Raw genomic sequence first — 13527 nt, 5'->3', positions numbered from 1 at the left:
TTTGCCGGAGCTTGCGGAGCTTTGGCACGGCGTCGAGGGAGAATTTTGTCCCAGTCCTGTTTGCTTGTTCTCGGAATTAAATGATCTGTGCGCCGAACGGCAGCAGCGCCAGTTTGGCTAACTTGAAATGCTGCTGACCAAAGGGAATCCCAACGATGGTGATGGTAAAGATCAGGCCCCACAGGAGATGGTGCAGCGCCAATTCGACCCCGCCGAAAATCAGCCAAAGGATGTTCAAAAGCAGGCTGCCGGTGCGATCCGACGGGATGACTTGTTTGCCGAAGGGCCAAAGCGTCAGCCCAGCGATCTTGAAGCACTGCATGCCCACCGGAATCCCAACGATGGTAATGCACCAGACACAGCCGACGAGGAACCAGGCGACCGCGGATAAGAAGCCGCCGAAGATAAACCAGATAATATTGCCGAGACAGCCCATGTGAATCAGTTCCTTTCTCTATCTGCATCCATTGTACCGGAGCCGGGGGGAATGCGCTATCCGCCTGGAGGATGACACGGCGAGGGCCCAGATTAATTAGTCAGTGACCGACATTTCGGGCAAGAAAAAAGCCAGCGACAACGTGTTATTTCAACGTTTGTCACTGGCGGAAAAGCAATGATGGAGCTTAACGGACTTGAACCGTCGACCTCTTGCATGCGAAGCAAGCGCTCTCCCAACTGAGCTAAAGCCCCAAAGCACTCTAAATATCATACCGCGCGGGTGGAGCGGCGTCAAGAGGAAGCGTGGCCACTGTATTTTCATCCTCACCTTGCCAGCCCCGCCCAAATTGCGGGAAAATAGCCAGGAAGGGTGGTTCCAATTTTGAATAATCAGACACAGAAGAAACCAGTACTGACCAGCAGCTTGATCTTCATCATGGCCGTGACCTGCGGCGTCGTGGTGGCCAACAACTATTACTTGCAGCCGATCGAGACGGTGATTGCCGCCAGCTTCCACGTCAGCAACGGGGCGGTGGGCATCGCCGCGATGCTGACCCAGTTCGGCTACGCCATGGGGCTTTTGCTCCTGGTACCGCTGGGAGATGTGGTGGACCGGCGCAAGCTGATCATCCGCATGTGCCTGCTGTCCGCCGTGACGTTGTTGGGCGCGTACTTTGCACCGAACCTGGCCCTATTTTCTGCAGCGTCCTTTCTCATCGGCTTGATGTCCATCGTGCCCCAGATCATCATTCCCTACGGTGCGGTTCTGGCGGGGCCGGCCAAGCGCGGTCGGGTGATGGGGACGCTCCTGGGCGGCTTGCTGGTGGGCATTCTGCTGTCCCGGACCGTCTCTGGCATCGTCGCCAGTATTTGGCCGTGGCAGTCCATCTACCTGATTGCGGTGGTGGTCATCCTGCTCCTGGCCGTCATCTTGGCTTGCACGCTGCCCGACACCGGCCGGCCCAACCACCACGGCCTCAGTTATACCCAGACCCTGGCCACGATTCCCGGCGTCATTAAGACCCACCGGGTGCTCCAAGAGGCGGCGGCCAACGGCTTCTTCATGTTCGGTACTTTTTCCATCTTCTGGTCCACGCTGATTTTCTACATATCGAGCCCCGTTTATCACTGGGGCACTCGGGAAGCGGGGCTGCTGGCGATTTTTGGGCTCTTTGGCGCCTTGGCGGCACCGCTCATCGGTCGGCTGGCCGATCGTTTTTCAGATAGAAATCTGGTGCTCATCGGGCTGCTTTTGCAAACGGCAGCTTTCCTGCTCTTGCTGGTCGGGGCCCAGCACATCGTCCTGCTCGTCCTCAGCATCATTCTCCTGGATGTGGGCAATCAGTTTGGCCAGGTGGCCAACCAGACCCGGGTGCAGAATCTGGGCGAGCACATTTCTAACCGGACCAACACGGTCTTCATGTTCAGCTACTTCATTGGCGGCTCGCTGGGCTCGCTGCTGGGTACCACCCTGTGGCAGACGGCCGGCTGGCTGGGCGTGACCGGCTTGGGCTTAGTCTTCCAGGCATTAGCCTACCTCTGCCACGGCGTAATCTTCCGACCGCGGCATAGCAAAAAAGGACCGGCCAGTGCGGCCAGTCCCAGGTAATATCATTTCTGACTTAAGCTAATAAGGTATTCAGATCCGTGTAAGGCAGGCCCAGGCTGTCGGCGACGGCCTTCTCCACTAAGTGACCTTGGTACGTGTTGACGCCGGTGGCGATGGTGCTGTCGGCCTCAATCGCCGGCACCACCCCTTGCCGGCCAATCTTGGCGGCATAGGGGACAGTGACACTAGTCAAGGCATCGGTGGCGGTGCGGGGCACGGCGCCCGGAATGTTGGCGACAGCGTAGTGGATCACGCCGTGCTTGGTGTACACCGGGTCAGCGAAGGTAGTGGCGTGGTCGGTGGTGGCGAAGATACCGCCCTGGTCGATGGGAATATCCACGACCACGGACCCCGGCGCCATACTCTTGATCATGTCCTCAGAAACGAGCTTCGGCGCCTTGGCTCCAGGAATCAGGACGGCACCAATGACCAGGTCTGCGTTGCGCACTGCCATGGTCAGGTTCTGCTGGTCAGAAAACAGCGTCTGGACGCGGCCTTCAAAGAGGTTGTCCATGCGTTCCAGGACGGCGGGGTTGATGTCCAGCAGGGTGACGTGGGCGCCCAGGTCGAGGGCCGCTCGCGCGGCGTTCATGCCGACAGTCCCGGCGCCAATGACGACCACTTGGGCCTTGGCCACGCCGGGCACGCTGCTGATCAGAATACCTTTACCGCCGTACTGCGTCTGCAAGTACTGGCTGCCGATGATGACGGCCATGCGGCCCGCCACTTGGCTCATGGGGGTCAGCGCCGGCAGGGTGTGGTTCGGCCCGACCATTGTCTCGTAACCGATGGCGGTGACTTCGCTCTTCAGCAGTGCTTCTGTCAATTCTTGGTTGGCCGCCAGATGCAGGTAGGTGTACAGGATCAAACCCGGATGGAAGTAATGATACTCATCCGGCAGCGGTTCCTTGACCTTGATGACGACGTCTTGGGACCAAGCGGTGTCGGCGTCGACAATGGCGGCCTCGGCGTCTTGGTAATCCCGGTCTGTGTAACCGGCCACTAAGCCCGCGTTGTGTTCGACATAGACTTTTTGCCCGGCATGGACGAGTTCGATCACGCCGGCCGGGGTGATGCCCACGCGGTTCTCGTTGTTCTTAACTTCTTTTGGTATACCAAAATTCACAAAACCATCTCCTTAGGGCTACTCTATCACAAATGGAATCGTTTCCCAAATGCAGTCAAGCACCAGTCCCAATTGTGGCGGCAGGAAAAGGACACCAGGCGAAGCGGCTGACGATCACTGCTGCGCAGGCGTGAAGTAATCCGGATACGCCGCGCGGACGACCTGGACATCATCATCGACCATGTGCAAATGCTCGGTGACCAATCGCTGGATGGCGGCATGGTCTTTGGCCTTCACGGCGGCCGCAATCTCCTGGTGCTGGGTGTAGATCAAGTTCCAGTCGAGGGACTGCATACTGAGCCGCAGATAGCGGTAGCGATCGAACTGCAGGTTCAGGGTCACCAGCCATTCCCACACGAAGTGCTTATGGGCGGCGTTATAGAAAAACTCATGGAACTGTTCGTCATATTGGAAGAATTGAACGTAGTCATGGGACTTGAGGATCACGGCCTCCAACTGCAGCATCTGGTCCAACTGTGCATGCTGCACGGGGGTCAAGAGATCCGCAGCTTGCGGGATCACTTCTTTTTCCACCGTCATCCGGACAAAGCGCCCCTGATACATCTGATCCAGGTTGATCTTGGCCACGAAGGTCCCGCTCTGCGGCAGCACGTCGAATAAGCCCTCCCGACGCAGCCGCAAAATCGCCTCCCGAATCGGGGTCGCCCCAATCGCCAGCTGCTGCTCCAACTCTTTTTTATCCACCCGCTGCCCAGGCGTTAACTTCAACGTCAAGATCATATCCTTCAGCCGCTCATACGCCTCATCCTGAAAATTCATCGTCTGCATCGATCTTTCACCCCTCATTACACACGCTAATCAATATATTATACCAGGTGACTACCAAAGGTCACGAACGCCGCCAGATTCCGGGAACAGCGAACTTTGCTGTTCCCATCCTTGACAGCGGTTCCTGAAACCGCTATGATAGCCGTGTACTGAAATAGTAATATATCAACTTGAATAATGCAAATGAAGAAAGCAGGTTAAATCACCTATGGCAGTCAATAATTTTGTCATCACCCAGGATACGACGGTCTTGGCCCAGTATCCGGAGAATCCCGTCTTAAGGCATGCGACCGAAATCCTACAGCGGGATATTGACCATGTCGTGACCGGCCACGGCCAGCCCAGTCAAATTTACTTAGTGCTCTCCAGCAGCAGCCACGAGAACGGGGACGAGTTCACGATCCACTACGTGAACGATCACCGGGTCGAGGTCTTGGCCGCGACGGCTCGCGGCGTCATGTATGGCGCACTCGCTATTTCCCGGGAAATATTGGGTATCGACGACTTCTGGTATTTCATGGATACACCGGTCGCCAAGAAGCCCAGTATTGCCTGGACAAATTTTGACTTGCACCTGCCCCAGTTTCAAACCAAATACCGGGGCTGGTTCGTTAACGATGAGCTGTTATTCATGACGTGGCAGGACCATGCGTCCAAAGACTATGTGTGGGACCGGATCTACGAGACACTGCTGCGGTTAGGCGGGAATATCATTGTCCCCGGTACGGATAAGAATAGTCACGCCCACCGGCCGCGGGCGCAGGAATTTGGTCTGACCATTGCCCAGCACCACGCTGAGCCGCTGGGCGCGCCGATGTTTGCCCGGGTGTACCCGAACCTGCAGGCCTCGTATTTGAAATATCCGCAACTGTTCCAGAAGTTGTGGCGCGATAGTATTGAGGCCCAGAAGGGGACGGCAGTCATCTATAGTCTGGGCTTCCGCGGTCAGGGCGACAAACCGTTTTGGGCAGACGACCCGGATCACGAATGGACCGACCAGGAGAAGGCCGACGTCATTAACAAGATCATTCAGTGGCAGTACGATACCGTCCACGAGATCGATCCCGGCGCCCAGTGTGCCTGCAATATTTACGGTGAACTCACCGCGCTTTTCAATGAGGGCCTGCTCCAGCTGCCCCAAGACATCATTGAAATCTGGGCAGACAGCGGCTACGGCAAGATGGTGTCCCGCCGGCAAGGCGACGACGATCCGCGGTCACCGATCCTGACGACCCCCAACACGGCTAACCGGCTCCGCGGCATTTATTACCACATCACCTTCCACGACCTGCAAGCCTCCAGCTTTCTGACACTGTTACCGAACAGCCCAGCCTTCGTGTCCAGCGAATTGATGAAGGTGCGGGCCGCCCACATGGATACCCTGGAACTGATCAATACCGGCAACATCAAGCCCCACGTCCTCTTCTTGCGGGAAGTGGCGCTGTCCTGGCGGGCGGATTACCAAGCCCGGAGCAACGACACGATCTTGCGGGACTACATCCACCAGTACTACCACGAAGACCACGAGCGCATTCAGAAAATCTACACGGATTACTTCAACGCACCCATCCAATATGGTCCGCACAGCGATGAGAAAGCCGGCGACGAGTTTGCTTCCTACATCCTGCGAAAATTGATCAAGACTTGGATGGGGCACTATCCGCAGTTGGAGGCAATGGGCTGGCTGACCGGTGATATCAGTGCTGACCAGCAGGTGGAGAAGATCGATCAGCTGATCGACACCAAGTACAAGGCCTGGGATCAGTTGACCCGGGATACGATCAAGACGTATGCCGATATCGGCAGTCGTCAGGACCAGATCCTGTTCTACAACGACATGCTGCTGGGGGTCTACACCCACTTCTACAGTTTGCAAGCCTTGAAGCGGACGATCCAAGGTTATCGGGAGTACCAGCAAGCCCATATCGTGCACGCCTTCTTGGCGGCGGACGAGGCCCTCAGTGCGGTGGAGAAGATTTTGGCGGCTCGCCGAGACAACCCGTCGCGTAAGTGGGTCGATTTTTACCATAACGATGCCTACACGAACGTCGCTTTGGATGCCATCAAGCTGCGCCGGCTGCGGTCGTATCTGCGGGTTCTGGGCGATGGCCCCGACGAAGACCAATGGGAGCGCAAGTATCTCATGGAGCCGTCCGATGCCCGCGTTATGCTGCTGTCCAACACGCACCTGGCGTTAAGTGACGATTATATTGCTAAGAAACTCCGGGAGCAGCTGATCGACGAAGCGTAACTTTCTTTCGGCGTGACCATTCATGCAGCGCACGGTGAGAGCCGTGCGTTTTTTGATACAAGAAAAGGCCCGCGGCTGTTGCCTGGACCTTGCGTCGTGTTGTCAGAAATCGGGCAGTCGGGTTCCAAATTGAATTAATGCATTGTCGACAGGGAGTTAATACACTGTGACGGTGGGCACACTGACTGGTTGACCCGAGACAATGCCCTTGGCGATGAGGCAATTGAACGCTTGCTCGCCAAAGAATGCGGCACTGGCCGCATCAAAGTGGTAAGGGTCCAGCAGGGTGCCGGCAGCCATGTCGATCAGGTGGATATTGGGGTCGGCCTGGGCCAGGCGGATCATGGCGTGTTCGACCTGGGGATCATACTGCTGGGAATGGTGGCTGACGGTGCCGCAAATGATGGGCAGGGCGGGGTTGCCGACGACTTCCCGGCAGCGGGCGAAGACCGCCGCCAGGTTTTCTTCGTAATGGGCCGCTGCGGTTGCTGAATACGAGCCGCGGTCCGCTTCCCCTTGATGCCACAGCATGGCTTTGATGGCCAGCTGATTGGCCATGACCTGCTGGCACTGTTGAATCATGTGGGTAAACTGCCGCAGCAGTGAATGGCGGGGACTACTTAATGCGGCCATATCGGTCGTCCAGTGATCGTCGCCGTCGCCGCTGGGGTCGATGGAAGTTCCGCCCTCCGCGCATTTGATGACGTACACGTCAGTCAATGGGGTCTGGCGCAGCAGCAAGTTGTAAGTCACCAAGTCAAATCCCCAGCGATCACTGGAGAGGTCGGCTGGGCGCAAACTGGACTGAAACACGCCCTGGTCGTGACCGGGGGTGAGATTGCTGCAATAGTGGCAATGGGCCAACGGTAACGAGATACCCGCCGGTAATTCTGCAATCGGCACGCGCCCGTCCATGTTCGACTGCCCGGCTGAGATGATCGTCCAATACTTTTCTTTTTCTGCCAAAACTAATCGCTCCTTGTGTCGCCTGAGTGCGGAGAGTGTCACCATCTGCTGTCTCGATTGTAGCCCGGCCCGGGCCGCCGCTCAACTGAAATGTTACTTGGCGGGGACGGGTCAGGCTGAGAAGCGGACCGCAGTGTCATCGCCCAGAACCATTGCCTAATCAAGCCGGCAGTGCACCAAGAAAAAATTCAAAAAATCTGAAAGCGGTTATTGACATCGCTTACGGGGAGGCTTACATTATTCACTGCAATATTAATATATCAATTGAGCCATCATTTCTTCAACCCAACAACCAACAGAGGAGACTGATTATCAATGGCTGAGAAACAAACGCCCGCTGTCGAACACGACGGTTGGGACGAATATCGGAATGAACGCATTTACCGCAACCGTGGCAAGATCGGTTTCGGCCGGTCCCTGGGCTATGGCGTCTTCGCCTGGTTCTCCATCGCCATGCAGGGCCTGGTGGGCGCCTGGCTGCTGTTCTTCTACACGAACTTCGCCGGCTTGAGTGCTGCCGCCGGGGCCTCGATCTTCCTGGTCGGACGGGTAGCCGACGCCCTAGCGTCGCTGCTCATGGGGAACTTTTCTGACACCCTGTATAAATACAAGTTCGGCCGGAAGTTCGGCCGCCGGCACTTCTTCATTCTGATCGCCGCCCCGTGTTCGCTGATCGCCATCACGATGTGGGTCTCCGGGATGAGTTACTGGTACTACCTGGTCACCTACGTGCTGACGACGATTCTGATGTCTGTGCTGCAGATTCCTTGGGAAACCTTACCGAATGAAATGACCAAGGACTACAACGAGCGGACCAAGATGTCCACCACCCGGATGGTCCTGGCCGGCTTGGGCAACATGCTGGTCGCCTTCGTTCCGGCCCAGCTGTTCCGCATTTGGCCGAAGTCTTCCCCCGTACCATACCTGGTGGCTCAGATCGGTTTCTCCGTGGTCTGCTTCATCCTGGTGCTGGTCACTTACTACACGACGTGGGAACACTTTGTCAGTAAGAAAGAAGCTGAAGACATTGCCCGCACCAACAGTGCTGCGCAGAATGCCCACAGTTTCAAGTCTGAATTGAGCAACTACTTTTCTACCTTCCGCATCAAGAGCTTCCGCAAACATATGGGCATCTACCTATTCTCATACTTAGGGGCCTTCATCTGGACCACCATCTTCGTCTATTACATTGTGGATGTCATCGGCGGGACGGCGTCCGATGCGGGGTATCTGCAATCCTTCAGCATCGTCTCCATTCCGGTCACGATCATCGCCGGCTACCTGGTGACCAAGATCAGTCCGCGGGCACTGTATACCATCGGTTATTCGCTGATGATCCTGGCGGCGATCTGCTACGGTGCGGTGGCGGTCTTCCACATTAGTAACTGGATGGTGCTGTTGAGTATCGTCACCTTCGCTTATGAAATCGGCCTGTACATCCTGTACTTCGTGCCGTGGAACACCTTCCCGTTCCTGCCTGACCTGGATACGTTGGTCACTGGTCAGAACCGGTCCGGTTTGTTCGCCAGTGTGATGGTCTTCATCAACCAGGTTTGCCTGGGCTTCGCTTCGGTCATCGTCGGCTACATGCTGGACTGGGCGGGCTTGATCAAGTCCACCGCTGGTTCAGTTCATCAGCCTCAAAGTGCTCAGAACATGATCGTCGGCTTGATGGTCCTGGGTGTCGGCGGCTTGATCCTTGTCGCTTTGCTCTTCGCTTCCCGGTTCCACTTGAACCGCAAAACGATCAAGGTCTTGGACGATGAACTGACCCGGCTGCAAAAGGGCGGGTACATCGAAGACGTTGATCCCAATACCCGCAAAGTCTGCGAGGACCTCACCGGGGTCAGCTTCGCCGAGATCACGGTCTGGAATTCGCACAAGAAGCCAGCCAGCGAGAACGTGATTAAGTAGGCATTGGTATCGCTTTAAGAAAAAGTCCAAAACACCTTTCTTCTTCGGGAGAAAGGTGTTATTGTTAAACTGATATATTAGTAAACAAAGAAAAATGGAGGCTATCGATTGTGGTTAAATTGACCGACGATTATGTGAAGAATGCCCAAGCATTCAAGGATGCCGGTATCGCGGTACCCCAGTTCGACCAAGCAAAGATGAAGGCAGCCACCGACGCCCACCCCGTCTGGGTGCACTTCGGCGGCGGCAACTTGTTCCGCTGCTTCCATGCCAAGATTGCCCAAGACCTGCTGAACAGCGGCGACTTGACGAGCGGCGTGATCGTTGCCGAGACGTATGACGGCGACGTGCCCAAGGATATTTACAAGCCGTATAGCGACCGCGTACTGCAAGTGGTCATGGCGCCGGACGGCAGCCTGGACAAGACACTGATTGCCAGTGTCGCCCACGCCATCTACTACAACCGGGACGATGCCTTTGGCTGGCAAGCGCTCAAGACGGTCTTTGAACAGCCGTCCTTGCAGCTGGTCACCATGTCCATTACGGAGAAAGGTTACGCACTGCACGACATGGCCGGCAACCTGACCGACCAGGCCAAGTACGATATGACCCACGGCCCGGAGGTCGCCATGACCAACATGGGGGCCATTGCCCGGTTGCTGTTTGCCCGCTTCCAGAACGGGGCGCTGCCGATCGCCATGGTCAGCACGGACAACTTTTCTCAAAACGGCCAGCGCTTCGAAGACGGCATCATGACCATTGCCAAGGGCTGGGTCGAGAATGACTTCGTACCCCAAGACTTCGTCAATTACCTCAGCGACCCCAAGCAGGTCAGCTTCCCCTGGAGCATGATTGACCGCATCACCCCGAACCCGGCTCAGAGCGTGGCGGATAAGCTGCAGAGCGAGGGCTTCGCAGATACCACCATCGTGCACACGCCGAAGCACACGAACATCGCCCCCTTCGGCAACACCGAAGAGACCCACTACCTGGTTATCGAAGACAGCTTCCCTAACGGCCGCCCAGCCTTGGAGAAAGCCGGCGTCATCCTCACCGACCGGGACACCGTCAACGATGCCGACCAGATGAAGGTGACCGCGTGCCTGAACCCGCTGCACACGGCCTTGGCGATTTTCGGCAACTTACTGGGCTACACGTCCATTGCCAGTGAGATGGAGAATCCGGATCTGGTCGCTTTGATTAAGCGGCTGGGGTACAAAGAAGACCTGCCGGTGGTGAAGGATCCGAAGATCATCAACCCGAAAGAATTCTTGGACACGCTGCTGACTAAGCGCCTGCCGAACAAGAACATTCCAGATACGCCGCAGCGGATCGCCAGCGATACATCGCAGAAGATTCCCGTCCGGTACGGGGTGACGCTGCAGCATTACGTCGACCAGGGCGGCAATGCCGTTCAGCAGCTGGTCGCCATTCCGTTCATCATCGCCGGCTGGTGCCGGTACCTGCTAGCGGTCAACGATCAGGGCGAGCGTTTTGAACCCAGCCGCGACCCGCTGCTGAAGGAACTGCAAGACAAGTTAGGCGCGTTGAAGCTCGGCTACACCGGCGACGTCCATGCCGCTCTGCAGCCTATCCTGAGCAACAAGCAGATCTTCGGCAACGACCTGTACGCCATTGGCTTAGGGGAGAAAGTCGAAACCGACTTCAAGCAGCTCATTGCTGGCCCGGGCGCTGTCGCCAAGGCGTTGCACGCATTGAATGGGGAGGATTAACACAATGAAGAATATGGGCTTTCGCTGGTACGGATCCAAGGATGACAACATCACCCTCCAACAGATCCGCCAGATTCCGGGGACGACCCAAGTCGTCGGGGCACTGTTCGATGTACCCGTCGGCGAGGTTTGGCCCAAGTCAGAAATCGCGGCACTAAAAAAGCAGGTCGAGGACGCCGGCTTGAAGCTGGAAGTCATCGAGTCCGTCAATATCCATGACGACATTAAGATCGGCCTGCCCAGCCGCGACCAGTACATCGAGAACTACAAGGAGACCATCAAGAACTTGGCCGCCTACGGGATTAAGGTCATCTGCTACAACTTCATGCCGATCTTCGACTGGCTGCGTACTGACCTGCACTATCCGCTGCCGGATGGCAGTAACGACATGGCCTTCCAGCAAGACAAGCTGAAGCCGAATCCCCAAGATATTATCGATTCGGTCCGCAACGACTCCGAAGGGTACGTACTGCCCGGTTGGGAACCCGAGCGGCTGGACACCATCGAGCACCTGTTCAAGGCGTACAAGGGTGTCGATGAACGTAAGCTGCGGGAGAACATGAAGTACTTCCTGGACGCCATCATCCCCACCTGTGAGAGTTACGGCGTGCGCATGGCGATGCACCCGGACGATCCGCCCCGCGAATTGTTCGGTCTGCCCCGGGTCTACAAGAATGCCGAAGACATGCGCATCATCGAAGAGATGCACGAATCGCCCTACAACGGCTTCACTATCTGCACCGGCAGTTTGGGGGAGAACCCCAAGAACGATGTCCCGGCGATCATCCGTGAATTTGTGAAGAAAGACCGGGCACCCTTCATCCACGCCCGGAACATTAAGTTCATGAACGCCCAGGGCGACTTTCACGAATCGGCTCACCTTTCTTCCGAAGGCAGCTTGGATATGTACGAGATCATGAAGGCCCTCTATGATACCCACTTTGACGGCTATATCCGGCCGGACCACGGCCGCAACATTTGGGGCGAGAACGGCCGCCCGGGGTACGGCTTGTACGACCGGGCACTGGGCATCACCTACTTGAACGGTTTGTGGGAAGCAATTGAGAAAGGAAACAAGTAAGATGGCTTTCTTAGATAAGGATTTCTTACTGACGAACGCACCGGCCAAGGCGCTGTTCCACCAGTATGCGGATGGGCTGCCGATCATCGACTTCCATTGCCACCTGAATCCGCAAGAAATTTACGAGAACAAGAACTTCAAGAACATGACTCGCATCTGGATCAACGAAGGCACCTATGGCGACCACTACAAGTGGCGGCTGGAGCGGGCTAACGGGGTGCCGGAAAAGCTGATCACTGGCGACGGCGACGACTACGAGAAGTTCTTGGCCTGGGCCGATACCATGGCCAACGCCTTTGGCAATCCTGTGTTTGAGTGGACCCACTTGGAGTTGAAGCGGTTCTTCGGCATTGACGAGGTCTTGAACCGGCACACGGCGCCGATGATCTGGAAGAAAGCCAACGCGCTGCTCCAGACCCCGGCCTTCAAGCCCCAAGCGCTGATCAAGAACAGCAACGTCCAAGTCGTCTGCACCACGGACGACCCGGCTTCTGACCTGCACTACCAAAAGCTGCTGGCGGCGCAAGACCCGGGCTTCAAGGTGTTGCCGGCGATGCGGCCGGACAAGCTGGTGCACATTGAGGCGGCAGGCTTCGGCCAGTATTTGGAAGAATTGAGCCAACAGGCGCAAATCCAAATCGGCTCTTTCGCCGCCTTGCAAACGGCGTTGGAACAGCGGTTCCAGTACTTCAACGACATTGGCGGGCGCCTGTCTGACCATGGGTTGGATGCGTTCCATTTCGTCGAAGCCAGCAGTGATGAACTGGACGCCATCTTGGCCAAAGGTGTGCGGAATGAGAAACTGACGGCCAAGGAGCTGGATCAGTACCGGACGATGCTCATCGAAACCTTGATGCGTCTGAACAAGCGCTTCAACTGGACGATGCAGTTCCACGTCAACGCCGCCCGCAACTTGAGCCTGCCCGGCTACCGGTCGACCGGGGCGGACACCGGCTACGATGCCATGGGCACCCAGCCGGATATCGTCGGCGAGTTCCGCAAGCTGTTTACCGCAATGGACAATGACGGTGAGATGCCGAAGGTGATTTTCTACTCCCTGAATCCCAACGATTGGATGGCCGCGGCGACGATGATGCAGTCCTTCGTTGGTCAAGGGGACACGCAGCACTTGCAGCTGGGGGCCGCTTGGTGGTTCAACGATACCGCCGAGGGCATGACCCAGCAGCTGCGGACGTATGCGGAGCAGAGCCTGTTGCCGCACTTCGTCGGGATGTTGACGGATTCCCGGTCGTTCCTGTCGTATCCGCGGCATGAGTACTTCCGCCGGGTGCTGTGCAACTTCTACGGCGAGCTGATTGAACAGGGGCGGGTGCCGAACGACCTGGCGACGATTGGACAGGTCGTGCAGAACATCAGCTACTATAATGCGCGGAACTACTTTGGGTTCTTTGATCAGAAAGATTGATATCGTTTAAGGCTGGGCTGCCGTTCACTGGGTGGATGGCGGTCCAGTTTTTTGCGTCGATGGTAGGAAATTACGCGAAACCCGGCGATTTGGGCCCTCCGGCTGGCTGGGCGGGCGACGCGAAGCTAGTGCGGAGCCGGTCCTGCGCAGCTAGCCATGGGCACGACTTTGGGACTGGGTCGAAATTCTCCCTC

10 protein-coding genes and 1 tRNA gene are annotated in these 13527 nt (G+C 56.8%); 6 read left to right on the top strand and 5 right to left on the bottom strand.

Annotation, left to right across the window (positions count from 1 at the left end):
* Positions 1 to 76: 76 nt before the first annotated feature.
* Together L248_RS07290 and L248_RS07285 are read right to left on the bottom strand one after the other, a co-directional pair.
* On the bottom strand, positions 77 to 436 hold the full coding sequence (locus tag L248_RS07290; protein ID WP_040535469.1) for a YccF domain-containing protein: 360 nt from the start codon (positions 434 to 436) through the stop codon (positions 77 to 79).
* 181 nt (positions 437 to 617) lie between these two features.
* Positions 618 to 690 (bottom strand) — tRNA-Ala (locus L248_RS07285).
* Between the two features lie 184 nt (positions 691 to 874).
* Here L248_RS07285 and L248_RS07280 point away from each other — a divergent pair.
* Positions 875 to 2047, top strand: a complete 1173-nt coding sequence (locus L248_RS07280; protein WP_051999911.1) for an MFS transporter — start codon at positions 875 to 877, stop codon at positions 2045 to 2047.
* 13 nt (positions 2048 to 2060) lie between these two features.
* On the opposite strand, the gene ald is transcribed toward L248_RS07280, so the two are convergent.
* Together ald and L248_RS07270 are read right to left on the bottom strand one after the other, a co-directional pair.
* Complete coding sequence (ald, locus tag L248_RS07275) at positions 2061 to 3173, bottom strand: alanine dehydrogenase (RefSeq protein WP_022529508.1); 1113 nt, start codon at positions 3171 to 3173, stop codon at positions 2061 to 2063.
* A gap of 114 nt (positions 3174 to 3287) precedes the next feature.
* A complete protein-coding gene (locus L248_RS07270; protein WP_022529507.1) occupies positions 3288 to 3962 on the bottom strand; it encodes a GntR family transcriptional regulator in 675 nt (224 codons plus the stop codon).
* 208 nt (positions 3963 to 4170) lie between these two features.
* On the opposite strand from L248_RS07270, the gene L248_RS07265 reads away from it, so the two are divergent.
* Positions 4171 to 6213 (top strand): glycosyl hydrolase 115 family protein, encoded by a 2043-nt coding sequence (locus L248_RS07265; protein WP_022529506.1) that lies wholly within the window; start codon positions 4171 to 4173, stop codon positions 6211 to 6213.
* Positions 6214 to 6369: 156 nt separating this feature from the next.
* On the opposite strand, the gene L248_RS07260 is transcribed toward L248_RS07265, so the two are convergent.
* Positions 6370 to 7179 carry a sialate O-acetylesterase gene (locus L248_RS07260; RefSeq protein ID WP_022529505.1) on the bottom strand — a complete coding sequence of 270 codons (810 nt, stop codon included), beginning with the start codon at positions 7177 to 7179 and terminating at the stop codon, positions 6370 to 6372.
* 315 nt (positions 7180 to 7494) lie between these two features.
* On the opposite strand from L248_RS07260, the gene L248_RS07255 reads away from it, so the two are divergent.
* From L248_RS07255 to uxaC, 4 genes are all read left to right on the top strand, one after another.
* Positions 7495 to 9093, top strand: a complete 1599-nt coding sequence (locus tag L248_RS07255) for an MFS transporter (RefSeq protein WP_022529504.1) — start codon at positions 7495 to 7497, stop codon at positions 9091 to 9093.
* Between the two features lie 110 nt (positions 9094 to 9203).
* Positions 9204 to 10826 carry a mannitol dehydrogenase family protein gene (locus tag L248_RS07250; protein WP_022529503.1) on the top strand — a complete coding sequence of 541 codons (1623 nt, stop codon included), beginning with the start codon at positions 9204 to 9206 and terminating at the stop codon, positions 10824 to 10826.
* Positions 10827 to 10830: 4 nt separating this feature from the next.
* Positions 10831 to 11907, top strand: a complete 1077-nt coding sequence (gene uxuA, locus L248_RS07245; protein ID WP_022529502.1) for a mannonate dehydratase — start codon at positions 10831 to 10833, stop codon at positions 11905 to 11907.
* Position 11908: 1 nt separating this feature from the next.
* Positions 11909 to 13333: a glucuronate isomerase gene (gene uxaC / locus L248_RS07240; protein WP_022529501.1), complete on the top strand. Its 1425-nt coding sequence runs from the start codon at positions 11909 to 11911 to the stop codon at positions 13331 to 13333.
* Positions 13334 to 13527 lie beyond the last annotated feature (194 nt).

The organism is Schleiferilactobacillus shenzhenensis LY-73 (assembly GCF_000469325.1).
Classification (GTDB): Bacteria; Bacillota; Bacilli; order Lactobacillales; family Lactobacillaceae; genus Schleiferilactobacillus; species Schleiferilactobacillus shenzhenensis.
The sequence above is the reverse complement of the archived record's forward strand: the minus strand, read 5'-3'. Positions and strand labels throughout refer to the sequence as shown.

Excerpts from the sequence above, each read along its gene's own strand:
- L248_RS07290 (WP_040535469.1), bottom strand. The coding sequence starts at position 436 with ATGGGCTGTCTCGGCAATATTATCTGGTTTATCTTCGGCGGCTTCTTA.
- L248_RS07280 (WP_051999911.1), top strand. The coding sequence starts at position 875 with ATGGCCGTGACCTGCGGCGTCGTGGTGGCCAACAACTATTACTTGCAG.
- L248_RS07270 (WP_022529507.1), bottom strand. The coding sequence starts at position 3,962 with ATGCAGACGATGAATTTTCAGGATGAGGCGTATGAGCGGCTGAAGGAT.
- L248_RS07265 (WP_022529506.1), top strand. The coding sequence starts at position 4,171 with ATGGCAGTCAATAATTTTGTCATCACCCAGGATACGACGGTCTTGGCC.
- L248_RS07255 (WP_022529504.1), top strand. The coding sequence starts at position 7,495 with ATGGCTGAGAAACAAACGCCCGCTGTCGAACACGACGGTTGGGACGAA.
- uxuA (WP_022529502.1), top strand. The coding sequence starts at position 10,831 with ATGAAGAATATGGGCTTTCGCTGGTACGGATCCAAGGATGACAACATC.
- uxaC (WP_022529501.1), top strand. The coding sequence starts at position 11,909 with ATGGCTTTCTTAGATAAGGATTTCTTACTGACGAACGCACCGGCCAAG.